Source organism: Epilithonimonas sp. UC225_85 (assembly GCF_042695135.1).
In the GTDB taxonomy this organism is placed as follows: Bacteria; Bacteroidota; Bacteroidia; order Flavobacteriales; family Weeksellaceae; genus Epilithonimonas.
On sequence record NZ_CP170547.1, the window covers coordinates 72,864 to 96,985 of the forward strand.

Consider the following 24,122-nt stretch of genomic DNA (forward strand, 5'->3'; position numbering starts at 1 on the left):
ACATTTGCATTCTAAATAAAAACCTTAAAATTCAAAAATGTCCTTAATAAAATCAATCTCCGGAATTCGCGGAACTATTGGCGGAAAAGTAAATGATAATCTCACGCCTCTTGATGTGGTGAAATTTGCTTCTGCCTTCGGAACGTGGCTTCAGAACAATAAAAATAAAAAAGATTTAACGCTTGTTATCGGTCGCGATGCGAGAATATCCGGTCAAATGGTATCTTCTCTCGTTGCTTCTACTTTGCAAGGTCTTGGAATTAACGTTGTTGATTTGGGACTTTCCACAACACCAACCGTTGAAATAATGGTTCCAGAACTAAAAGCTGACGGCGGAATAATCCTTACTGCTTCTCACAATCCAAAACAATGGAACGCGCTGAAATTGCTTAATGACAAAGGCGAGTTCATCAGTGGAGAAAATGGTGCTGATGTTTTGACTTTGGCAGAAAATGAAGATTTCAATTATGCAGAAGTGGATGATTTGGGTAGATATGAAACGAGAGATGACGCTTTCGATATTCATATTAAGCAAATATTAGATTTACCAACTGTAGATGTTGAAGCGATAAAGTCCAAGAAATTTAAAGTCGTACTTGATGCGGTTAATTCTACCGGCGGAATTTCTATTCCACCTCTTTTGGAGAAACTTGGCGTTGAAGTTGTGAAGCTTTATTGCGAACCAAACGGACAATTTCCTCACAATCCGGAACCTTTGAAAGAACATCTTGGCGATATCTGCGAACTGGTTATCAAGGAAAAAGCGGATATGGGAATCGTGGTAGATCCGGATGTTGACAGACTAGCTCTTGTTGACGAAAAAGGCGAAATGTTTGGTGAAGAATATACTTTGGTTGCCGTTGCAGATTACCTGTTGAAAGATAAAAAAGGTGTAGCAATTTCCAACTTGTCTTCCAGCCGGGCGTTGAGAGATGTTGCGAAAAATCTGGATTCAGAATATTTTGCAAGTGCTGTCGGAGAAGTAAATGTTGTTAACTTGATGAAAGAAAAAAATGCCGTAATTGGTGGTGAAGGAAACGGTGGAATCATCTATCCGGAGCTTCATTACGGACGTGATTCTTTGGTTGGCATTGCTTTATTTCTGACTCTTCTGGCTAAAGAAAATAAAACCGTTTCTGAACTCAGAGCGACTTACCCAAGTTATTTTATGGGTAAAAAGAAAATTGAACTGACGCCGGGTATTGATGTTGACGCACTATTAATCAAAGTTCAGGAAGAATATAAAAACGAAGAAATTTCAACTGTTGATGGTGTGAAAATCGATTTCCCTGAAAACTGGGTTCACCTAAGAAAATCTAACACAGAACCGATTATCCGAATTTATACTGAAGCATTTTCTCAGGAAGAAGCTGATAAATTGGGCGATGAAATGATTGCGAAGATTAGAAGTTTGATTTAAAATAATTTTATTAATTTTAATAAAAATTCAGCAATGACAATTACCATATATCCTAAAAATAAAAAAGAATTGGCTAAAATTAAGACCATTCTTAAGGCGATTGAAGTAGATTTCATTGAGAGTGAAACGCCATATGATAAGGACTTTGTTAACAAGATTGAAAAATCAAGAAAAGAAATCTCAAACGGCGAAACAAAAAAGATTGCTCTCAATAATCTATGGAAATAGAATTTACCAAACAGGCTGAGAAGGATTTGGAGTTCTGGAAGAAGTCGGGAAATAAATTAATTCAAAAGAAAATTTCCGAAATATTAGAAAGCATTCAAGAAAATCCATTTAAAGGAATTGGTAAGCCGGAACCATTGAAATACAGTTTGACAGGTTCTTGGAGCAGAAGAATCAACCTGGAACACAGAATTGTTTATGAAGTAATTGATGACATTATTTATATAGAATCACTAAAAGGTCATTATTAATTAAAAATATCAGAAACAGATGTTTGAAGAATTAAACAATCAGTTTTCATTAAATTCCGAAGAATGGAATGATTATAAAACCTATTTTGAACGTCTGGAAATCCCTACAAAAACCTCTCTTTTACACGAAGGAGAGGTTTCTTCTTTTGCTTACTTTATCGAAAAAGGAATCGTTAGAGCTTATTATAATAACGACGGAAAAGACCTTACTTTCCAGTTTTTCAGTGAAAAAAGTATATTTTCTTCCATAGAAAGTTTCAGAAAGAATATCCCGAGTCTTGTGGGTTTTGAAACTATTGAACCTTGCATCTTATGGCGAATTCATAAAAACGATGCTGAAAAAATCCTCCAGAAAGTATTTGAAAACGAGGAAATGAGAAATGTTTTCCTGAACAAAGTTTTTGAAAGAACATTCAGTTATATGAAGCACTTTTTCTCTTTCATCAAAGATTCTCCGCAACAACGTTATATCAATCTTTCTAAAGAACATCCGGAAATTATCAAACGGATTCCACAGCATTATATTGCATCCTATCTTGGCATTACAACCGTCCATCTCAGCAGAATCAAAAGTAAAATTTTAAAAGAAAAATAATTATAACTGATAACAAATGTTATCGCCCTCAGGTTTATTGATACTATAATTTTGCACTGTAAATGATATCATTTTACACAATTAATTATAAAATTCAAGAAAATGAAAACAGCCGTTATATTTCCGCAAACCGGAAACTTGCAATTAATAGACTTAACAATTCCGACTCCAAAAGAAAATGAAGTTTTGGTATCAATGAAATGTGTCGCTATGAAACATTTGGACAAAGCTATCGCAAGCGGAACACATTATTCTTCCGAAAATGATATTAGCAAAGCCAAAATTATCGGGAGCGATGGTGTTGGAATATTAGAAAACGGAAATCGGGTTTATGTTGTCAACCCAAAAGGAACTTTAGCAGAAAAAATAATTGTTGACAAAAACTTTATAGTTCCAATTCCTGATGGTTTGGAAGATTCTATCGCATCTGCTCTTCCGAATGCGGTAATGGGTTCTGCAATGGGAATGAAATTTCGTGCAAAAATGCAGTTTGGAGAAACTGTTCTTATCAACGGAGCAACTGGATTTACAGGAAAAGTAGCGGTTCAGATTGCAAAAATATATGGCGCAAAAAACATCATCGTAACCGGACGAAATGAAACCGAAACCAAAAAATTACTGCAACTCGGAGCCGACGAATATATTTTGACAACCGATGAAAACTTCACTGAAAAATTAAAATCAATTCATCAAAATTCACCAATTGACATTGTAATCGATTATTTGTGGGGAAAATCTGCAGAGGATATTCTGGAAGCTATAAAAGGAAATGGGTCTTTCTCGCATCGCACAAGATTTGTTTCAATTGGTTCTATCACAGGAGATTCTGTTCAGTTATCGTCTCAGATTCTTCGTGGAACAGATTTACAAATCTCTGGTTCAGGATTGGGAAGCTGGACAAAACCGGAAATCGGAATTCTTTTAACCGAAATCTTACCTGAAATGTTTGAATTAGCTGTGAACAAAAAATTGAATATTGAAACTGAAAGTATTGACCTTGATAATATTTCTGAAATCTGGAATCAGGAAATGAATTCTAATAAAAGATTGGTCATCAAAATATAGGAAGCAGATTTTGCTTCCTTTTTCTTTAGTTACAATCACGCTTGTTTGTAACCAAAGTAGTTGGTATTTTATTCCAAACACTTTGCGGGAAACAAAAGTAATTTATACTTGATTACAAACAACTTTGTTTTAAAGTTCCTGCGATTGCATTTGGTTACAAACAAGCTTGATTTAAAGTTCCTGCGGTTGCATTTGATTACAAACAACGTTGTTTTAGACTTCCGTACATCTTCTTTGGCTTCAAACAACTTGCGGGAGACTTCCGGAGGATTTCTTTGGTTACAAACAAGGGTGTTTCAAAGTTCCAGAGACTGTATTTTATTTTAAACATTTTGTTTTGAACTTTGTAATGTCTCAAAATATTCTAACAATCAGAATGACAAAATCGATTTAATAAAAGTGAAAATTCTCTTCATCAAGATTTGTATCTAATACTCCATCTTCCTCAATTTCTTAGAACTTGCCCCGATAAATAGTGCCGTCAAAACTGTTAATGTGCCGCCAAAAACCACGGATCTCACAACGCCCATCAGTTTCGCTGTCAGTCCACTTTCAAATTGCCCAAGTTCGTTACTGGACATTATGAAGATAGAATTCACGCTCAAAACCCTTCCACGGATTTCTTCCGGCGTCTTCAATTGTACGATTGTTCCTCTTATCACAACGCTGATTCCGTCCAGCATTCCACTTAAAACCAAGAATACGAACGACAGCCAATATAGTTTCGATAAACCGAATCCAATGATACACAATCCAAAACCAGAAGCAACAAAAAGCAGAATCATTCCCTGATTTTTCCTTAATGGAACTAAAGAAAGAGTAATAATAATCAACATAGATCCAATATCAGAAGCGGCATTCAGCAATCCAAAACCTTCCGATCCAACTTTCAGGATATCACTTGCAAAAACCGGAATCATCGCAACTGCACCTCCAAAAAGCACTGCAAACATATCCAACATCTGCGCACCCAGAATTTCTTTAGTTTTATAAATATAGGCCAGACCTTCCTTCACACTTTCAAAAATTTTGACATCTTTGTTCTTATTCTCAGAAAATTGTTTGTTAATCGTCCAGAAGAATAAAGATGACAAAACCATACAGCTTACAATCACAACCAAAGTCCATTTTATCGTAATCAAAGCAATCAGAAATCCTCCCAAAGCGTGTCCGGAAACAGAAGCAATCAGGAAAGTAGCCTGATTCAGCGTAACGGCGTAAGGCAAATTCTCCTGCTTCACAATCCTCGGAATCATACTTGGAACCAATGGGCCGAGAAATGATCTGCAAATCCCCGTAAAGAAAATCACGGCATAAATAAAATAGGTCGTCTCGTGACCTGTAAAATGCATTTTATGCCCCAGAAAAGCCGGAATCAAAAGTAAACTTATCAATACAACATAAGCATAATTGCAAAGAAGAAGCAGTCTTTTCTTTTCATTCATATCAATGACGTGACCGGCATAAAGTGCACAGGAAACCGCCGGAACAACTTCCGAAAGTCCAATCAGCCCAATAGAAAAAGGATCGTGTGTCAGCTGATAAACCCACCAGCCGAGCAATGTTGCCAGCATCCTGAATGCGATGATGAGGAAAAATCTGCCTGTTAAAAGATGACGGAATTCAATATTTTTTAAAACGCGGAGTGGTGTGAAAGAAATCATTGTACAAAAGTAGTGGATAGCGTTTAATTACACATTAATTTTCAAAATTTTATCTTCGCAGAATGAATTGGATCATACTCATCATCGCCGGATTTTTTGAAACAGGATTTGCAGCCTGTCTCGGAAAAGCGCAGGAATCGTCGGGAAAGGAAAGCGCCTATTGGTGGATCGGATTTTTTGCCTGCCTTTTTACCAGTATGTTTTTGATGTTCAAAGCCATTTCCGGACCGGGTGGATTGCCAATCGGAACGGCTTATGCAGTCTGGACAGGGATTGGTGCCGTAGGCGGCGTGATAGTCGGGATTTTTATTTTCAAAGAGCCTGCAACATTCTGGCGGTTATTTTTCGTCTTCACTTTGATTGCTTCGATCGTCGGATTGAAAGCTGTGAGTCATTGATATTTTTCAGGAGCTAAATCCCGCTATCCACTATATCTTTTTTATTTTTGCGTACGACGTGACGTAATCTATTGAACTTTTCAACAATCGCAAAAATAAAAAAGGATGCCGTTTCTATCGGGGCTAGGGCTTTGTCAATCAGTCAGTGTTTCACTCAAAATCCACTTTGTCAAAGTTCATAATCTTTAACAAAGTTTAAAAAACTCGGCTTACGATTTAAATTCAGATAAAAAATCGCCAATCTTTCTGTCATTCGCCAAACGCGGAATTTTGTTTTGACCGCCCAATTTTCCTTCAGATTTTGCATAATCCTGAAAGGCATTTTTCTTCAGTTTCGTAATCACCAAAGGCTGCAGAATATTCCCGGAAATCAAATCATCATAATAAGTATTGCGTTTTCTGAGTTGCAGATCCAGTTCAGATTTGAAAGCTTCGGGATTTTCAGGTTCTTTTTCAAACTCGAAAAACCATTCGTGGTAAGGCAAACCTTCTGTGGGATTCACTTGTGGTGCGAGATGGAATTCTGTAATCTGAGCAGAGAATTTTTCAACGGTTGCTTTCAATGCTTCTTCCACTTCGAATGCGATTACGTGTTCGCCAAAAGCGGAAGTGAAATGTTTCGTTCTTCCGGAAACCAGAATTCTGTACGGGTTTTTATCAATGAATCTCACAACGTCGCCAATAGAATAAGCCCAGAGTCCGGAATTGGTAGTCAAAATCAATGCGTAATCTTTATTGAGTTCAATATCATTAAGCGTCAATCGTTTTGCATTTGGTTTTCCGTATTCTTCAAGTGCAACAAATTCGTAGAAAATCCCGTGATTTGTCAACAGCAACAATCCTTCTTTGGTATAATCATCCTGGAACGCAAAGAAACCTTCTGATGCTGGAAAGGTCTGAACAATATCGACCGGTTTTCCTAGTAATTCGTTCATCTTATCGCGGTAAGGTTCGTAGTTAACTCCACCAGTTATTATTAATTGAAGATTCGGGAATATTTCTGTGATTCTTTTTCCGTGTCTGTCAATCAACTTTTCGAAATACATAATCAACCAAGGCGGAATCCCGGAAATCAAGGTCATATTTTCTTTCTCGGTTTCTTCTACGATTTTATCAATCTTGGTTTCCCAATCGTCGATGCAGTTGGTTTCCCAGCTTGGCAATCTGTTTTTCTGGAGATAATTTGGAATGTGATGTGCAACGATCCCTGACAATCGTCCGTTTTTGATGCCGTTGATTTCTTCCAACTCTGGTGAACCTTGCAGGAAAATCATTTTTCCTCCTACAAAATCGGCATTGTTTTTCTTTTCGATGTAATGAAAAAGTGCACTTTGTGCTGCGCCAATTTGGTAAGGCATTGCCTCTTTGGAAATCGGAATATATTTGGCTCCGGAAGTTGTTCCGGAAGTTTTTGCGAAATATTCCGGTAAATCCGGCCAAAGGATTTTTGATTGTCCTTTTTTGATTTTCTCGATGTACGGTTTCAAATCTTCATAGTCAGCAATCGGAACATTGGTTCGAAAATCCTCAATATTCTTTATATTTTCAAATTGATGTTCTCTTCCGAACAAAGTTTTCTCAGCCGTTTTTACGAGTGAAAGCAAGAGTTCTTCCTGATGGCGAACCGCATTGGTTTTGAAATCTTTTGTTTTGGCGATATGTTTCTTGGCCCAGGCGAGCGCAATTTTTTTCTTTATAAAATCCAGCATCAATTAAGAATTTTCGATTGTCAAATTTATAAGTATTCTTTTATATAAGTAAGTTTTAAGTATTAGAATTTTTGATAATATATATTTGAACACAAAGTGCACAAAGATTTTTTAACAACTACTTGTTTTTAAGGTTCACAAAGCCGCATCGCTTATAAAAGGTTGACGCTTTGTTTTAAATTCCTGCGGAATGACAAACTTCTTATTTAGTACTAAGTTTGTTTTTATGTAGAATCTGCAGCCCGACTTGAGTGGAAATCCTTTTTTGCTTGAACTTTGGGTTCTCTTAATGACAAAACGTGAGCAAAAAAGATTGGGAGCGGAAGGCGGATAAAGCTGCCCAAACCTTCAGGTTCGACGGAGTCAAATAATTATTATTGAAAAGTTTGTGATATGTGTTTGTGTTTTAGAAAGAAAAATAGTACTTTTGCACCTCGAATAATATAAAATTTATAAACAATGTTTGCAATTGTAGAAATAGCAGGGCTTCAATACAAAGTTGAGCAAAACCAAAAGTTGTTTGTGAACCGTTTGAAAGGAGACAAAGGAGCGAAAGTTTCTTTTGATAAAGTTCTTCTTACTGTAAACGGCGCAATCACTGTAGGTGCCCCGGCTGTAAGCGGTATTACCGTAGAAGTAGAAATCCTAGACCACGTTTTGGCGGATAAAGTAATCATCTTCAAAAAGAAAAGAAGAAAAGGTTATGCTAAGAAAAATGGTCACAGACAATCTCTTACTCAGATCCTTGTAACTGGTATTACTGGATTTGGCGCTGAGAAAAAGAAGCTAAAAAAGCTACTCCTAAGAAAGCTGCTAAAGCTGAAGTAACAGAAACCAGCGAAACTGCTGAATAATTTTTAACCACAAAACCTTAAAATAAAATGGCACATAAGAAAGGAGTTGGTAGTTCCAAAAACGGTAGAGAATCTCATTCTAAAAGATTAGGTGTGAAGATTTTCGGAGGACAGTCTGCGATTGCTGGCAACATCATCATCAGACAAAGAGGTACTCAGCATCACCCAGGTGAAAATGTTGGGATGGGTAAAGATCACACTTTGCACGCTCTTGTAGACGGTAAAGTTGTTTTCAGAAAGAAAGCTAACAACAGATCATTTGTATCTATTGAACCAAACGCATAATTATTGACTGCGTTTTATAAAAATAAAAAATCCTGAGACTTAAGAGTTTCAGGATTTTTTTTATTTGGTATTTGTTTACTAGAGTGTTTTTAACTGTTCTTCTGTAAACTCCATATTGTGGAAAACGTTCTGAACGTCGTCATCTTCTTCGAAACGTTCCAGCATCTTCATATTGGCTTTGAACTGGTCTTCGGTCATTTCCTTGGTACTGTTTGGAATTCTTTGCAATTCGGCACTTTTTACTTCGATCTTTAAATCATCCAGTTTGTGTGACATTGCTCCGAAATCTTCGAACGCTGTAGTGATTAACACTTCTGTTTCATCCTGATCTATCTCTTCTGCCCCACCATCTATCATTTCCATTTCGAAATCATCCCATTCGCTTTTTATCTGCGCTTTTTCGATAGTAAAAATTCCTTTTCTATCGAAGATGAATGCTAATTCTCCATTCTTGCCAAGATTGCCGTCAAACTTATTGAAAATCGCTCTTACGTTGGCTACAGTTCTGGTTGGGTTATTAGTAGTACATTCTACAAAGAATGCAACACCACCTTGACCGTAACCCTCATAAGTGATCTCTTCATAATTTTCGGCGTCTGCTCCACTTGCTTTTTTGATTGCTCGCTCAACATTATCCTTTGGCATATTAGCACCTTTAGCATTTTGAATGCATCTTCTGAGTGCCGGATTGGCTTCAGGATCTGATCCGCCAGCTTTCACCGCCAGAGCTATATCTTTTCCAATCTTTGAAAATGTTTTGGCCATCTTGTCCCATCTGGCCATTTTTGAGGCTTTTCTATATTCGAATGCTCTTCCCATTTTAAGTTTTTAATTTATTATACAAAAGTACTGAAATCTGAAAACAAAAAAAATACCTCCAATAAAATTGGAGGTATTTATATTTAGAAAATTAATTATTTAAAATTATTTTTTCTTTTTAGCTGGAGCTCTTTTTTTAGCTGGAGCTTTTTTAACTACTTTTTTCTCTACAACTGGAAGATCTGATTTTTGAAGAGCATCCCAAGCAGCGCCGTTTACAGCCTCTACTACTACTTTTCTATCAGCTTGTCTTTCAGCATCAGAAGCTTTTTCAGAAACTTTAGCGTCTCTTTCTCCAACTCCAACAGATTTCAATTGGTTTGGATTAACCCCTCTTGTTTCTAAAGCGCTAACTACAGAAGCAGCTCTTTGTCTAGAAAGTTTCAAGTTGTAAACGTCAGAACCTTTAGCATCAGTATAACCGGTTACTAAGAAGTTTGCATCACTAGCACCTTTAAGGATTGAAGCAGCTTGGTCTAATTTACCAGCAGATTCTGGTCTCAAAGTAGCTTTGTTAAAATCAAACAAGATGTTTTGAAGAGCACCTGTTGCTTCAGAAGCATATACAGAAGCTGGTTTAGGACATCCTTGGTATTCTGGAAGACCAGGAACTGTAGGACAAGCATCATCTTTGTCTAATACTCCGTCTCCGTCTGTATCTGGCCAAGGACAACCTTTGTTTTCAGCTGGACCAGGAACGTCAACACAAGCATCATCTTTGTCTAATACACCGTCTCCGTCTGTATCTGGCCAAGGACAACCGTTGTTTTCTTTAGGACCTGCTACATCTGGACATTGATCGTCTTTATCTGGCACTCCATCACCGTCTGTATCTGGACATCCTTGAAACTCTGGTAATCCTGGAGTATCTGGACAAGCATCTTCTTTGTCTGGAATTCCGTCTTTATCTCTATCTGTATTTCCGAATCTAAATAATAGAGATGCGGAAGCTTGCCAGAAGTTAACAACATTAGATTTATCCACCGGAGAAGTAACATAATCTCCCTGAACACCTAAACCGAAGTTTTTAGTAACCCAGAAATTAATACCAGCACCTGTACTAACCGTGAAATGATTAGCTTTTCCTGTTAGATCATTATCTTCATTATAAGTACCATAATATTCTCCCTTAGAATCCGTTCTTGGGAAAGTAAGACCAGTATAGTCATGTCTCAAATAATTAGCACCAACTCTCAAATACGGATCGAACCAAGATTCTTCATCCCACAATAGACCTGCAGCTTTGAATTGAACACCAAGACCTGTCATTAGGAAAAATTCTTTTTCCATAGAAAATCTTTTGTTATCAACATTACCAACAGTAGTCTGCCAGTCAAGAACCAAACCCTTTCCAAGGCTTCTTGCAACTGTCAATTTAGAAAGTGGTGGTGTAATTGAATACTTTGATGTACCGAATAAATTGTCTTTAAAATTGTTGAATGAGAACGTATTGCTAAAGTTTCCTCTCTGAGCAACGTGATTCACTCCATGAGCACCTACGCCTATCACCCAAGGATTGGTAGTAGTTTGCGCAAAAACAGAAGAGGCAACAGTAAGTGCCAAAGCTGTAATTCCTAATTTTAGATTTTTCATAGAATTAAATGATTAAATAATTGATAATGCAAAATAAATATAATTTTTCTTTATAAACAAAGTTTTTTTAACTTTTCTTTAATATCCGCTGGATATTTACTTTATTCTCTCTGTCTTTGATAGCTTCCCTTTTATCAAAGAGTTTTTTCCCTTTAGCTAATGATATGAGCAGCTTTGCTTTACCATTATCATTTATATAAAGCTTTAGCGGGATTACTGTATTGCCAACATCTTTTAACTTTTTTTTAAGTTTTTGCAGTTCGTAATTATGCAGTAGCAACTTTCGTTCCCTTTTTATTTTATGATTGTAAAAAGTGCCTAGTTTGTATTCATCTATCATCATATTAATAACAAAAAGTTCATCGTCAATAAATTGGCAAAAGCTTTCTGTGATTGATGCTTTGGAGGATCTAAGAGATTTTATTTCTGTACCTGTCAGGACTAATCCGGCTTCATATTCGTCTAGAATTTCGTACTCAAAACGGGCTCTTTTGTTAAAGATATTTACAGTTTTTTCTATTTTCATTTTGTTAAATTATTATAAGTAGCGGGCTTTTTTCTTCCCAACTAATTTTTGTAATTTTGCACAAACTTACAAAACAATATGTTAACAGTATCTAATTTATCATTACAGTTCGGGAAAAGAGTACTTTTTGATGAAGTCAATATAAAATTTACAAAAGGAAACTGCTATGGTATCATTGGTGCCAACGGTGCAGGAAAATCAACCTTCCTTAAAATATTAAGTGGAAAGCAGGATCCGACTTCGGGTCACGTTTCTTTGGAAAACGGAAAAAGAATGTCTGTTCTGGAGCAGGATCACTTTGCTTATGACAACTTCACCGTTCTTGAGACTATTCTGAGAGGTAACAAAATGCTTTTCGAAATCAAGGAAGAGATGGATGCGCTCTATGCAAAGGAAGATTTTTCTGATGAAGACGGGATCAAAGCTGGTGAACTAGGCGTTGTTTATGACGAGATGGGCGGCTGGAACTCAGAAGCTGATGCGCAGACTTTGCTTTCCAATGTTGGGATTTCAGAAGATATGCACTATCAGTTGATGGGCGAACTTGAGAATAAAGATAAAGTAAGAGTTTTGCTGGCTCAGGCATTGTTCGGGAATCCGGATGTTTTGATTCTGGATGAGCCTACCAATGATTTGGACATCGCAACTATCGCATGGCTAGAGGATTTCCTTGCAGATTACGAGAATACTGTCATCGTGGTTTCTCATGACCGTCACTTCCTGGATACGGTTTGTACGCACATCGGTGATTTGGATTATGCTAAATTGAATCTTTATACCGGTAACTACTCTTTCTGGTATCAGGCTTCACAATTGGCAACCAGACAAAGAAATCAGGCTAATAAAAAAGCGGAGGACAAGAAAAAAGAATTACAGGATTTTATCGCAAGATTCAGTTCCAATGTGGCAAAAGCAAAACAGGCTACTGCCCGTAAGAAAATGATCGACAAGTTGAACATCGATGATATCAAACCTTCATCCAGAAGATATCCAGCCATTATTTTCGATACGGAGAGAGAAGTTGGAGATCAGATATTAGATGTAAAGGGTCTTGAAAAAACAAAAGACGGCGAATTGTTATTTTCAAACATTGATCTTAACCTTAAGAAAGGCGACAAAGTGGCTGTAATCTCCAGAAACTCTTTGGCAATTACTGAGTTTTTCGAAATCCTTGCCGGGAATCTACCTGCAGATAAAGGAAATGTTGCTTGGGGCGTTACAACAAACCAGTCTCATATACCTTTGGATAATACCACTTTCTTCCAGGAAGATATCAATCTGGTAGATTGGTTGAGACAGTTTACGAAGAATGATGAGGAGCGTCACGAGGAATTTATGAGAGGTTTCCTGGGTAGAATGCTTTTCTCCGGAGACGAGGCTCTTAAATCTTGTAAAGTTCTTTCCGGAGGTGAGAAAATGAGATGTATGTTCAGCAGAATGATGCTTCAGAAAGCGAATGTTCTTTTACTGGATGAGCCTACCAACCACTTAGACCTTGAAAGTATCACCACATTGAATAACTCTTTGAATAACTTCAAGGGAAATATTCTTTTGTCTTCTCATGACCATGAGTTGCTTGGAACAGTTTGTAACAGAATCATCGAGCTGACGCCGAAAGGGATCATCGACAGAGATATGACTTACGACGAATACTTGTCTGATAAAAAGATCAAAGAATTGCAGGAGCAGATGTATTCTTAATCCTGAATTAAAAAATAAATTTTCAAAAGCATTTCGGAAACGGGATGCTTTTTTGTTTTAATTTATCGAAAGTTGCCTTTTTGCATTTGAATCGTGCTTTGTTGCTTTTAAATCGTGTCTTGTTGAGTTGGGATCGTGTCTTGTTGCATTTTGATTGCCTCTTGTTGCATTTGAATCGTGTCTTGTTGCTTTTTCATGATGCTTTGTTGAGTTTGCATGATGCCTTGTTGCTTTTACATGATGCCTTGTTGTAATTAATACATCCTTTGTTGTTTTCAAATAATGCCTTGTTATAACTTACATACGGTCTTATTAAATTTAAATTAGAGAAAAAAATTAAAATATTTTAAGAACTTAATCAGGCTTTTTTTAATTTTAGAGAAATATATAAGCCTTATGAATTCATTAAAGTATTTACTCCTGGTCCTGATGATTCCGTTTCTCGGATTCTCTCAGACCAAAGACGCACGCTATCAGCCAAAACCTTATGTTGAGATCAAGCATCCCGAATGGAGTAAGAATGCGACAATCTACGAAGTCAACATCCGACAATACACCAAAGAAGGCACTTTCAAAGCTTTTGAAAAACATTTGCCGAGACTCAAAAAAATGGGCGTTGATATTCTTTGGCTAATGCCTATTCATCCTATTGGAGAAGAGCATCGGAAAGGAAAATTGGGAAGTTATTATTCCGTAAAAGATTTCAAAGGTGTGAATCCAGATTTCGGCACTTTAAAAGATTTTAAAAACCTGGTTGATAAGATCCACGCAATGGGAATGTACGTGGTTATAGATTGGGTCGGGAATCATTCCGCTTGGGACAATCCGCTGGCAAAAGAACATCCGGATTGGTATACAAAATCAAGGGAAGGTAATTTCCAGCCAACACCTTGGTATGATTGGGATGATGTCATCGATTTTGATTACAACAATCCTGACTTCCGGGAATATATGACGGGCGCTTTGAAATACTGGGTAAAAGAAGCCAACATTGATGGTTACAGATGTGATGTTGCAGGCTTTATCCCTGTTGATTTTTGGGAAAATGCGAGAGAAGAAATGGTTGAAATAAAACCCATTTTTATGCTGGCAGAATGGGAATCCAGGGATCTTTACAAAAAGTCATTTGATATGACTTATTCGTGGTCGCTTTGGGATAAACTGAAACTTGCAACCACTGGTGGAAAAGGAGCAAACGCACTTTATGAATATATGGCGCACGATGTTGGCAGCTTCCCATTAGATTCTTACCGAATGCTATTTACAGACAATCACGACAAAAATTCCTGGGAAGGAAATCAATTTTCCAACTTCGGAAAGGGATTGGAAACGGCGATGGTTCTTTGTGGAACAGCCAACGGAATGCCTTTGGTTTACAGTGGACAGGAAGCGGGACTCGACAGAAGCCTGGAGTTTTTCGAGAAAGACGAGATCGTTTGGAAAGATCATAAATTCTACGGAATGTATCAGAAATTATTTGATCTGAAACATAAAAACCAGGCACTTTGGAATGGGAAATATGGCGGTGAAATGATAAGAGTGACGAATAACCAAATGAATGATGTCTTATCTATCTACCGGGAAAAGAATAATGATGCGGTTTTATCCATTTTTAATTTTTCGGATAAAAGTCTTCCTACTAGTCTGGATACGAAATATTACAATGGGCAATACAGAGAATTGTTTACGGGAGAAATCTATAACATCAATGCTGAAAAGACAACTATAACTTTGAAGCCTTGGGAATATGTTGTTTTGGTGAAGAATTAAAACCATCAAATTTTCGCAGATCAGGCAGATTTTGCAGATTTGATTTAATATTAAAATTATTTATTTTTTATTCAGCTTCGTTTATACGAGGCTGTTTTTGTCTGCGTAATTGAGTTTGAAGAAGATAAACGTCATGATCGAGAATGCCAAAAGAGAACTTCCGCCGTAACTGAAAAATGGCAGCGGAATCCCTACAGTAGGGAAAAGTCCCATTACCATCCCAAGATTGATGGAAAAGTGAATCAGTAGAATCGACGCAAAACAATACCCGAAAACCCGATTGAACGTGGATTTCTGATTCTCGGCGAGATAATAGATCCTGCCAATAAAAACAGAATAACAGAGAATTAAAATAGAGCTGCCCAAGAAACCCCACTCTTCGCCAACGGTGCAGAAGATATAATCGGTTTCCTGCTCGGGAACAAATTTTCCCTGCGTTACAGAACCTTGCTTGTAACCTTTTCCCATTATGCCGCCGGAACCAATCGCAGTTTTAGAATACAATAAGTTATATCCGGAAGTATCACGGAATGCTTTTTCGCCTTTGTATAAAACCTCGATTCTCTCCCGCTGGTGTTTAGGCATTTTGGAAAGAATATAAGTGGAAGAATATGATAATCCGCTGAGAAAGCCCACTGTAAGGACAATCCCGATAATCAACATTACATTTCCCTGGATCTTATAAAAATTAAGAAAAACATAAATCGCCGCAATAATCAGAATTGCAATCGTAATATATAAAGGATTGACTGCAATTGAAATTAGAAAAACAGCAGCAAAGACAAAGATGATCCCGAACAACCAACCGGAAAGTCCCTCTCTGTAAAGTGCCATCACGAAGGCAAAAAACACCAAAAGTGAACCCACATCGGGAATCATCAAAACGACAACACCGGGAATACCCACAATCGCTAAAACGGTATAAAGAACTTTTTTATTTTTAAGATTAAAATCCGGACTGGAAACGTAATTCGCCAACATCAGGGCTGTTCCTATCTTTGCAAACTCGACCGGCTGCATCGTAAACCCACCGAATTTGTACCAGTTTTTCTGACCAAGAATCTCTGTCCCAAATGGAAATAATCCAATCAAAAGCAGTACGCCACCGACATAGATTATCGCCGACATATTTTCGAAGAATTTGGTTCTCATAAAGAATATGATCATCCCGACAAACAATGAGATTCCGAAGAACATCAATTGCTTGCTTCCCAACTTGGCATCCACACTATTGATATTAATAATAGCGAAAACACAAAGCAGGATATAAAGTCCAATCCCTAATTTATCTATCCCTTCTGCCCACTTCATTTTTTACCGGATTTTAGAGGTTTAATTTTGGAACTGTCTTTCTTTAATTTTCTATTTTCGATGGCCTGCAGGCTGTCTTTTATCCTCTTAAGTTTTACAGTATCCTTTGGCGGTTCTTTGTACCAGCCTTTTCGTTTCATTTCTGAAATATACTGGCGTTTATATTCCGGCATAAAGCTGGACGTGATCATTTTCTTGTAAAGATTTTCTCTTTTCAGTTCTCCTGTAATGTACTTTTCTGCAATTACGGTACAAGCAGGACCGGCCCACGTTGCACCAAAACCAGCGTGTTCCATAACAGCAACCACTACAATTTTCGGTTTGTCAGCAGGTGCTATCAATACAAAGATCGAATTATCTTTTCCCTGAGGAACCTGTGCCGTTCCAGTTTTAGCCAGCTGTGTAAAATCTTTAGATCTAAGGCTTCTTCCGGTTCCTTTTATCATAACGGCTTCCATCCCCTGAAGAACTACGTTGTAGTAATGCGGATTCTGGATCATCGTCATGTGTTTTTTCTTGAATCTCGGATCCGGATTTGGTTTTCCATCGATACTTTTCACAATATGAGGTGTGTAATACCAGCCTTTATTTGCAATGGCACCAACGAAATTTGCCATCTGCAGCGGTGTCAAAAGAACGTCGCCTTGTCCCATCCCGTTGTATAAAGCGCCGGTTGGCATCTCATCCCAGTTTTTAAAATCTGTACGTTTAGAACCACTGGCTTTGTAGATGGATTTCATTCTCTTTTCATAAAACTCACCGGAAGGGATTCTACCTTTTGCTCCAACTGCTAAATCGTTATTAAGAAACTCTCCTACTCCAAAACTATTGATGATCTTTTTCCATTCATTCACACCTCGTGAAGGATCTCCAGGATATTTTTTGATGATGGCCAGATAGGCATACGTAAAATAACAGTTACTGGAAACCTGTATAGCAGGAATAAGCGGATCTGCACCACCGTGACCTTTGATACTTTTCCCGCGGTAGAAAAATCCTCTTCCGCAAGGAAAAATAGTCTGATCTGTCATCACGCCCATCTCCATCGCTGTGAGAGCGGTCAGCAATTTGAAAGTCGATCCTGGCGGATAAGCAGCCTGAACAGACCTGTCGAAAGTCGGTTTGTTTTCAAAGATTGTATCGGTGGCTAATTTATATAGGTTTCGTGATTTATTTGGTCCTGTAAAAAGGTTCGGATCGATGTCCGGTCCGGTTGCCATCGTCAGAATTTCACCGTTATTGGGATCCAGAGCTACGACTGCGCCGTGTTTGTTCACGAGCATTTCTTCAGCCATTCTTTGAAGATCGTAATCGATGGTCAGAGTTAAATCTTTTCCGGTAACCACTTCTTTGTCCAATTCTCCGTTTTTGTAAGAACCGATGCTTCTTTGGCGAATGTCTTTCTGAATATATTTCATTCCTTTTTCGCCACGAAGTTCTTTTTCATAAGATTTTTCCACCCCACTTTTCCCGGCAAAATCACCTGGTAAATAGTAGAGTGAATCTTTCTTGATATCGTTATCATTCACCTGATTCGTATAACCCAAAAGGTTTCCTGAAGTATTAATTTCATATTGTCTCTGCGGACGAGGAACGATGCTGAAAGCCGGATATTTAAAGATCAACTCCTGGATTCTTGCCATTTCTTCACGACTTAGATTTTTCATAAAAGTCATAGGCGTCAATCGGGAGTAGTATTTTTCCTTTTCAATATTTTTCATCGTCTGGATGAAATCGGACTTTGTAATTCCTAATAATTTACAAAATCCTATGGTATCAAAATCCGGTTTGAGAAGTGCTGCAGTGTAAGAGATCTCAAAAGACGGCTGGTTGCCAACCAATATTTTTCCGTTCCTGTCAAAAATGACACCTCTTGGAGGGATGACATATTCTATTTTGATAGACGTATTTGCAGCATTCAAAGCATATCGGTCGGTGAGTAATTGCAAATAAGAAAGCCTTGCAATAAAAATTAATGCAATGATAGAAAGAGCGAGAATGATCTTGAGATATTGTGACTTCATATGTACTTTTATATTTTTTCAGAGGACATATGCAAACTCAATGTGAGAGCTTTTTTTGTTTTGTTAAATACATTCTTTCGGTTTCAGACTTTTTGCTTGATTTTAAATGCTAATGCATAGGCTAATATAAATACAAACGAAATTATACTGGTAACTATTACATTAAATAAAATTTCAAAAAATCTGTCGAACTTAAAAAACTCGATGTACTGAACCAAAAGCTGATGGATGAAAATACTGGTTACAATAAAGAAGATGAACTGTGTCCACTGGATACTCTGGAATGAGAAAAAATCTGTCGTTGTATCTGTGGAAGTTCTGAATATTATCGTTCTGAAATAAGCGACAACCGTGGTTGCAAAAGCATTGATTCCCCAGGTTCCCAAAAACGCATCAACGCATAATCCTAAAATAAAACTCAATGCCAAAAAATGAAATCTATTTCTGAAAAACGGATAAAACATTACAAAGACAGGATAAAGCACAGGAATATATTGCCCAAAAAGAGCCACTCTGTTCAGAATGAAAATCTGAAAAGCCGTCAGCAATGCGATCAAAACAAGATCTGATACAACGTTTCTACTGATCATCTTTTTTAATTTGAGCTTTTAATGTATCATCGATTTTCTGAACTTCAGATTTCTTCAAATTTCTTACGACATAAACTGTACTTAATTTTCCAATCTTCTCGCTGAGTTCTACGGAAATATCCCAAAAACCCGTTTTGCTGTCCACTTCGTAGCCTGCAACTGTTCCCACCATAATTCCGGCAGGAAAAATAGAGGATTTGCCATCGGTCACAACGGAGTCACCAACTTTCAGAGGAACATACTTTGGAATATCGGAAAGTGTCATCGTTCTTGTATCGTCACCTTTCCAGGATAATGTTCCGAAATAACCGGACTTCTTAAGAGCGGCACTGATCTTTATTTTATTGACACTTAGAATTGATTTGACCAAAGAATAATTATCAGTTGTATTGATAACGATCCCGGCAATTCCACGAGGCGCAATAACACCCATATTGGAACTTATGCCTTGAAGACGTCCGCGGTTGATTGTGTAATAATTATCTCGCCTGTTGATGCTGTTGAAAACCACTTCACCATCTACAAAAGTGTAGATCTGACCGCCACCAATGGTATCGTAAACTCTTCGGAAACTTGGATTTTTTGCTTTATCTTTTCCATAAAGTTGCACCATCAAAGCTTTGTTCTGAGTGACAAGATCTTCATTGATTTGTTTCAGTTTCAGGTAAGAAGTTCCTTCATCAATGTAGCCAGAAACCCACGAATTGAAAGCTGCAGTCTTGGCCGCAATGAAACTTTGCTGCATTGTATTTTTGCTGAAAATAAGTACAATTGCTACCAATTGCAAGAATACAAAGAACACAAACAAAGCATTCTTAGAAAAAAATCTCAGCAAAGCACCCATCTAAAAACTTGAGAAAAATCTTAATTATTTGATAAGGAAATTGAATTTGTCCATATTTTTAAGAGCAATTCCGGTCCCTCTAACTACCGCTCTCAAAGGATCTTCTGCTACGAAAACAGGAAGTCCTGTTTTTCTGTGAAGTCTGTCTGCCAAACCTCTTAGCAAAGCTCCGCCACCGGCAAGATAGATTCCGGTTTTGTAGATATCAGCAGCCAGTTCCGGAGGTGTAAGAGATAACGTTTCCATTACCGCATCTTCGATTCTGATAATCGATTTATCTAATGCTTTAGCAATTTCTTTATAGTTCACCATAATCTCTTTTGGTTTTCCGGTGATGAGATCACGCCCTTGTACAGGAATATCGTCAATTGGAACATCCAATTCTTCGACAGCAGAACCAACTTCGATTTTGATTCTTTCCGCCGTTCTTTCTCCGATGTATAAATTATGATGCGTTCTCAGGTAATAAGCAATATCATTGGTGAAAACGTCACCTGCAATTTTTACAGATTTGTCACAAACAATTCCGCCAAGCGCAACCACAGCAATTTCAGTAGTTCCACCACCTATATCGATGATCATATTACCTTCCGGTTTCTGAACATCAATCCCGACTCCTATTGCAGCAGCCATTGGCTCATAAATCAAACGAACTTCTTTCGCATTCACTTTCTGAGCAGAATCTCTTACAGCTCTTTTCTCAACCTCAGTAATTCCTGAAGGGATACAGATCACGATTCTAAGAGCAGGCTGAAAAAGTTTCCCTTTGATACCCGGAATTTGTTTGATGAATTCCTTGATCATATGTTCTGAAGCGTGGAAATCCGCGATAACACCATCCTTCAGCGGACGAATGGTTTTGATATCTTCGTGGGTTTTTCCCTGCATATGTTTTGCTTGTTCACCAACGGCAATCGGCTTTCCAGTTGAGCGTTCTATTGCAACAATAGACGGCTGATCCACAACTATTTTGTTATTGTGTATGATAAGCGTGTTAGCAGTTCCCAAGTCAATCGCAATCTCTTGCGTAAACATATCCAATATACCCATTTTGTTCAGTAATTATTAAGTTTACAAAGATATAAATTTAGACGCATTCTCTATCTTGAATTGAAAATAATTTGGTTAAAATTTCCTTAAAATTTCAATAAATTATATTGCTGAATAATTCTGAATATCAATTAGAAATCAAAAATTATTACTCTTACATCAAATCTTTGAAATTTTTATTATTCTTATACGATTCATGGTTTTGTTTATAGATTTTATCAATTTCTCAAAATGATATTCGGAAAGAGTCTTTGTATTAAATATTGTAAATTTGCACACTGAAAATGAGCACTAAAAATAAATTCCATCAAACATCCGATCTCGCCGTTCTCAGCATCAGTTATGAAAAAGCCGATGCCGAAACCAGGGGCAGATTTGCTTTTTTTGATGACCATATCAAAGAGTTTGTTAATCAGATCCACGAGCAGGATTTTGGTGATGCCTTTGTGGTTTCTACATGCAACAGGACAGAAATTTATTCTACCACAAAAAATTACCTTCACATCGCCGAACTCTATTGCAACACGGTTGGCGTCTCGCTTTCCGAATTCCTGAATTATGTGAATGTAATCCAAAGAGAAGATGCCTTGTTTCATCTTTTCCGTGTGGCTGCCGGTTTGGAAAGTCAAATTATTGGTGATTTTGAGATCGTGTCTCAGATCAAAAATGCTTATCACAGATTCAAAACTTATAAAGATTTTTCGAATCCATATCTGGAACGTGCGATTAATTCGTCAATTCAGATTTCGAAGAGAATTAAAAATGAGACGGGTATCAGCACAGGATCTGCTTCTGTTTCTTACGCAGCTGTTCATTATATCCTCAATAATACAAGACATATTCACGAGAAAAATATTTTACTTTTGGGTGTTGGAGAAATTGGTCAAAATACCATTGAAAATCTTGTAAAACATATTTATCAGCCAAAAATAAAGATTGCAAACCGCTCTTTTGAAAAGGCAGAAAAAATTGCCGACAAATATAATATCCCTCAAATCGATTTTGAAACTTTCCCGGAAGAACTAAAGCAAACTGATGTTCTGATTGTTGCAACCGGCGCACAGAAATATATCATTGATGAAACTAATTTTCCTAAAAATAAGGAAATGCTTGTCATTGATCTTTCGATCCCGAATAATGTTCAGAAAGAAATCGGCAAACTTGAAAATGTAACATTAATCGATGTGGATCAGCTTTCGCAGAAAATCAAGGAAACGATGGACCAGCGCAAAAAGGAAATCCCAAAAGCTGAAGCGATCATCAAAGAAATGGCGAAGGAATTTGCCGATTGGGAAAAGAAAAGAAAATTAGCACCTCAGATCAATCATTTCAAAAATTCTTTGAAGAAAATCGAGGAAAACGAGATGCATAATATTCATAAGAAGTTCCATTATGCCAAGATCGAGGATATGGAATTGTCCAACAATTTGATTCAGAAGATCACGAATCGTTTTGCAAAATACATTCTGGAAAATCCTTCCCGTGCTGATGAAATTACAAAATTAATGGAAGAAATTCTTGACATTCATAAACAAGATACCAATGATAAGAATAGGAACGAGAAATAGTCCGCTTGCACTTTGGCAGGCTCACGAAGTAGAATTTAAACTTCAGAATCTTGGCTTTGAAACAGAGATCGTTCCGATAATCAGTTCCGGAGATAAAAATCTGAGCCAACCACTTTACGCATTGGGAATTACCGGTATTTTCACCAAAGATCTGGATATCGCTTTATTGAATAATGAAATTGATATTGCTGTTCATTCTCTGAAAGACGTTCCGACGCAATTGCCGAAAAACATTCAGATTTCTGCGGTTTTGGAACGGGATTTTCCAGAAGATGTTTTGGTTAGAAATAATGATTCCGAACCTTTGGATCTTAACGTGCTTAAAATTGCAACCAGCAGTTTGAGAAGACGTGCATTTTGGCTGAAGGAATTTCCGGAAACCGAATTCACGGACATCCGTGGAAACGTTCAAACCCGTTTGAAGAAACTGGATGACGGTATTGCTAATGCTACCATTTTTTCTTTGGCAGGAATCAAAAGAATGAATCTTGACGTTGATTATGAACAGATCCCATTTTTGCTGCAGGCGCCTTCGCAAGGTGTGGTTGCAATTGCCAGCAGAATTGATGATCAGGAACTTAGCGAGATTTTAAAATCAATTTCTCACAAGGAAACTGAGATCTGCATTACCATCGAAAGAGAGTTTCTGAAAACTTTAGAAGGCGGTTGTACTGCTCCAATTGGTGCAAAAGCTGAATTATTGGGTGGTCAAATCAGATTCCTTGGAAGACTCTGTTCGCTTGATGGAAAATATTGCATCGAAACAGATGAAATTTTTGACTGGAACGATTCTGAGAATTTTGGAGAGAAATTGGCTTTAAAGGTTTTGGAAAACGGCGGGAAAGAATTGATGGACGAGATTAGAAAAAGCTTGTAGCAGATTTAACGCCAAGGCGCAATTAATTATTCATTTGAAATGTTCAAAGTCGCCAATTTGAAATTTGTGACTTCTATATAAATACCGATTACTAATTTTTTTCGCCTTTGCGTTAAAGACCATATGAAAATCCTTTTTACAAAATCACTGGACCAAAAAAAAGTTTCTGAGAAATTAGGAACTGTCACACTGAGCGGAGTCGAAGTGTCGGTTGATTTTGTAGAGGTCATAAAAATGGAATTCATTAAAACGAAAACTTTCGGTTTGAAGAATTATTCATTGATTTTCACAAGTGTAAATGGCGTAAAAGCGTTCTTCGAAAATGGTTTTGAAGCGAATGAGAATTTTGCTGAAAAGAATTATAATAGAATCTACGCAGTTGGTTCGCAGACAAAAAAGGAATTGAGGAAACATAATTTTGGAACCTTCAAGCTTTGTAAGAATGCGAGCGAATTGTCTCAGTTTATCACAGAAAATTCTGTGAATGAAAAGTTTTTGCATTTTTGCGGCGATTTGGCTTTGGATATTTTGGATAAGAAATTCCCGTTGCAGAATATTTCTTACAAAAAAATCCCTGTTTATAAGACCAAATTGCTGTTTCCGAAAATCAATGAGAAATATCAGGCTGTGGTTTTCTTTAGTCCGAGTGGAGTTCGTAGTTTTGCGAAGTTTAATAGTCTTGAGGATTTGAAGATTTTTTCGATTGGAAAAACGACGACATCGGAATTGAATAAACTAACTGAAAATAAAATAATTACAAGTCATAAAAATACGTTAGCCGATTTGTTGAATTTGATTTTGCTAAACCTAACAATCTAAGCTTGTAATAATTATTATAAAAAAAATCAATAGGAATGGGCTTTAGCCCATTTTTACAAGCGAAATGAAAGTGGCTTTAGCCGAAAGCTAGTTTAAATTTTGGCTAAAGCCTAATTAGCTATCAATTTTCAACATCGGGCTGAAGCCCGACGCTATTGATATTT

General features: G+C 37.2%; 24 protein-coding genes. 13 read left to right on the plus strand and 11 right to left on the minus strand.

Annotated features, from left to right (window positions below; translation table 11 throughout):
* Positions 1 to 37: 37 nt before the first annotated feature.
* The 5 genes from glmM to ACFJGY_RS00390 all read left to right on the plus strand — a co-directional run bounded on the left by glmM (position 38) and on the right by ACFJGY_RS00390 (position 3,556).
* Positions 38 to 1,420, plus strand: a complete 1,383-nt coding sequence (gene glmM / locus ACFJGY_RS00370) for a phosphoglucosamine mutase (protein WP_379966612.1) — start codon at positions 38 to 40, stop codon at positions 1,418 to 1,420.
* A gap of 33 nt (positions 1,421 to 1,453) precedes the next feature.
* The gene (locus tag ACFJGY_RS00375) at positions 1,454 to 1,648 is read left to right on the plus strand and encodes a DUF2683 family protein (RefSeq protein WP_379966615.1); all 195 of its coding nucleotides are present in this window, start codon (positions 1,454 to 1,456) and stop codon (positions 1,646 to 1,648) included.
* Entirely contained in the window at positions 1,639 to 1,896 is a 258-nt protein-coding gene (locus ACFJGY_RS00380; RefSeq protein WP_379966618.1) for a Txe/YoeB family addiction module toxin, read from the plus strand. Before ACFJGY_RS00375 ends, ACFJGY_RS00380 begins: the two co-directional genes overlap by 10 nt.
* A gap of 19 nt (positions 1,897 to 1,915) precedes the next feature.
* Positions 1,916 to 2,491: a Crp/Fnr family transcriptional regulator gene (locus tag ACFJGY_RS00385; RefSeq protein WP_379966621.1), complete on the plus strand. Its 576-nt coding sequence runs from the start codon at positions 1,916 to 1,918 to the stop codon at positions 2,489 to 2,491.
* 102 nt (positions 2,492 to 2,593) lie between these two features.
* Complete coding sequence (locus ACFJGY_RS00390) at positions 2,594 to 3,556, plus strand: zinc-binding alcohol dehydrogenase family protein (RefSeq protein ID WP_379966624.1); 963 nt, start codon at positions 2,594 to 2,596, stop codon at positions 3,554 to 3,556.
* Between the two features lie 428 nt (positions 3,557 to 3,984).
* Here the strand turns inward: ACFJGY_RS00390 and ACFJGY_RS00395 are convergent, their stop codons facing one another.
* On the minus strand, positions 3,985 to 5,220 hold the full coding sequence (locus ACFJGY_RS00395) for an MFS transporter (protein WP_379966627.1): 1,236 nt from the start codon (positions 5,218 to 5,220) through the stop codon (positions 3,985 to 3,987).
* Positions 5,221 to 5,282: 62 nt separating this feature from the next.
* On the opposite strand from ACFJGY_RS00395, the gene ACFJGY_RS00400 reads away from it, so the two are divergent.
* A complete protein-coding gene (locus ACFJGY_RS00400; protein WP_379966630.1) occupies positions 5,283 to 5,618 on the plus strand; it encodes a DMT family transporter in 336 nt (111 codons plus the stop codon).
* Between the two features lie 209 nt (positions 5,619 to 5,827).
* On the opposite strand, the gene ACFJGY_RS00405 is transcribed toward ACFJGY_RS00400, so the two are convergent.
* Complete coding sequence (locus ACFJGY_RS00405) at positions 5,828 to 7,327, minus strand: GH3 auxin-responsive promoter family protein (protein ID WP_379966633.1); 1,500 nt, start codon at positions 7,325 to 7,327, stop codon at positions 5,828 to 5,830.
* A 459-nt stretch (positions 7,328 to 7,786) separates the two neighbouring features.
* On the opposite strand from ACFJGY_RS00405, the gene rplU reads away from it, so the two are divergent.
* Together rplU and rpmA are read left to right on the plus strand one after the other, a co-directional pair.
* Positions 7,787 to 8,155, plus strand: a complete 369-nt coding sequence (gene rplU, locus ACFJGY_RS00410) for a 50S ribosomal protein L21 (RefSeq protein WP_379966636.1) — start codon at positions 7,787 to 7,789, stop codon at positions 8,153 to 8,155.
* Positions 8,156 to 8,208: 53 nt separating this feature from the next.
* Positions 8,209 to 8,466, plus strand: coding sequence for a 50S ribosomal protein L27 (gene rpmA, locus ACFJGY_RS00415; protein WP_379966639.1), 258 nt, complete (start codon positions 8,209 to 8,211; stop codon positions 8,464 to 8,466).
* A gap of 78 nt (positions 8,467 to 8,544) precedes the next feature.
* On the opposite strand, the gene ACFJGY_RS00420 is transcribed toward rpmA, so the two are convergent.
* The 3 genes from ACFJGY_RS00420 to smpB all read right to left on the minus strand — a co-directional run bounded on the left by ACFJGY_RS00420 (position 8,545) and on the right by smpB (position 11,404).
* Positions 8,545 to 9,285 carry a YebC/PmpR family DNA-binding transcriptional regulator gene (locus ACFJGY_RS00420; protein WP_379966642.1) on the minus strand — a complete coding sequence of 247 codons (741 nt, stop codon included), beginning with the start codon at positions 9,283 to 9,285 and terminating at the stop codon, positions 8,545 to 8,547.
* A 105-nt stretch (positions 9,286 to 9,390) separates the two neighbouring features.
* Entirely contained in the window at positions 9,391 to 10,878 is a 1,488-nt protein-coding gene (locus ACFJGY_RS00425; RefSeq protein WP_379966645.1) for an OmpA family protein, read from the minus strand.
* Between the two features lie 67 nt (positions 10,879 to 10,945).
* Complete coding sequence (smpB, locus tag ACFJGY_RS00430; RefSeq protein WP_379966648.1) at positions 10,946 to 11,404, minus strand: SsrA-binding protein SmpB; 459 nt, start codon at positions 11,402 to 11,404, stop codon at positions 10,946 to 10,948.
* A gap of 78 nt (positions 11,405 to 11,482) precedes the next feature.
* Between smpB and ACFJGY_RS00435 the strand changes: the two genes are divergently transcribed.
* Positions 11,483 to 13,105 carry an ABC-F family ATP-binding cassette domain-containing protein gene (locus ACFJGY_RS00435; protein ID WP_379966651.1) on the plus strand — a complete coding sequence of 541 codons (1,623 nt, stop codon included), beginning with the start codon at positions 11,483 to 11,485 and terminating at the stop codon, positions 13,103 to 13,105.
* 57 nt (positions 13,106 to 13,162) lie between these two features.
* On the opposite strand, the gene ACFJGY_RS00440 is transcribed toward ACFJGY_RS00435, so the two are convergent.
* A complete protein-coding gene (locus ACFJGY_RS00440; RefSeq protein ID WP_379966654.1) occupies positions 13,163 to 13,384 on the minus strand; it encodes a hypothetical protein in 222 nt (73 codons plus the stop codon).
* Between the two features lie 117 nt (positions 13,385 to 13,501).
* Here ACFJGY_RS00440 and ACFJGY_RS00445 point away from each other — a divergent pair, with 117 nt between their 5' ends.
* Positions 13,502 to 14,875, plus strand: a complete 1,374-nt coding sequence (locus tag ACFJGY_RS00445; protein ID WP_379966657.1) for an alpha-amylase family glycosyl hydrolase — start codon at positions 13,502 to 13,504, stop codon at positions 14,873 to 14,875.
* Between the two features lie 81 nt (positions 14,876 to 14,956).
* Here ACFJGY_RS00445 and rodA read toward each other — a convergent pair whose 3' ends face one another.
* The 5 genes from rodA to ACFJGY_RS00470 form a co-directional block, all read right to left on the minus strand.
* Entirely contained in the window at positions 14,957 to 16,186 is a 1,230-nt protein-coding gene (gene rodA, locus ACFJGY_RS00450; RefSeq protein ID WP_379966660.1) for a rod shape-determining protein RodA, read from the minus strand.
* The gene (locus tag ACFJGY_RS00455; RefSeq protein WP_379966663.1) at positions 16,183 to 18,210 is read right to left on the minus strand and encodes a peptidoglycan D,D-transpeptidase FtsI family protein; all 2,028 of its coding nucleotides are present in this window, start codon (positions 18,208 to 18,210) and stop codon (positions 16,183 to 16,185) included. Before ACFJGY_RS00455 ends, rodA begins: the two co-directional genes overlap by 4 nt.
* 83 nt (positions 18,211 to 18,293) lie before the next feature.
* A complete protein-coding gene (locus ACFJGY_RS00460; protein ID WP_379966666.1) occupies positions 18,294 to 18,800 on the minus strand; it encodes a rod shape-determining protein MreD in 507 nt (168 codons plus the stop codon).
* Positions 18,790 to 19,644: a rod shape-determining protein MreC gene (mreC, locus tag ACFJGY_RS00465; protein WP_379966669.1), complete on the minus strand. Its 855-nt coding sequence runs from the start codon at positions 19,642 to 19,644 to the stop codon at positions 18,790 to 18,792. Before mreC ends, ACFJGY_RS00460 begins: the two co-directional genes overlap by 11 nt.
* 24 nt (positions 19,645 to 19,668) lie before the next feature.
* Positions 19,669 to 20,694, minus strand: a complete 1,026-nt coding sequence (locus ACFJGY_RS00470; protein ID WP_379966672.1) for a rod shape-determining protein — start codon at positions 20,692 to 20,694, stop codon at positions 19,669 to 19,671.
* A 284-nt stretch (positions 20,695 to 20,978) separates the two neighbouring features.
* On the opposite strand from ACFJGY_RS00470, the gene hemA reads away from it, so the two are divergent.
* The 3 genes from hemA (at position 20,979) to ACFJGY_RS00485 (ending at position 23,958) form a co-directional block, all read left to right on the plus strand.
* Positions 20,979 to 22,262, plus strand: coding sequence for a glutamyl-tRNA reductase (gene hemA / locus ACFJGY_RS00475; protein WP_379966675.1), 1,284 nt, complete (start codon positions 20,979 to 20,981; stop codon positions 22,260 to 22,262).
* Positions 22,237 to 23,139: a hydroxymethylbilane synthase gene (gene hemC / locus ACFJGY_RS00480; protein WP_379966678.1), complete on the plus strand. Its 903-nt coding sequence runs from the start codon at positions 22,237 to 22,239 to the stop codon at positions 23,137 to 23,139. The genes hemA and hemC overlap by 26 nt, the downstream gene beginning before the upstream one ends.
* 123 nt (positions 23,140 to 23,262) lie before the next feature.
* Positions 23,263 to 23,958 carry a uroporphyrinogen-III synthase gene (locus ACFJGY_RS00485; RefSeq protein WP_379966681.1) on the plus strand — a complete coding sequence of 232 codons (696 nt, stop codon included), beginning with the start codon at positions 23,263 to 23,265 and terminating at the stop codon, positions 23,956 to 23,958.
* The last annotated feature ends 164 nt before the right edge of the window (positions 23,959 to 24,122 follow it).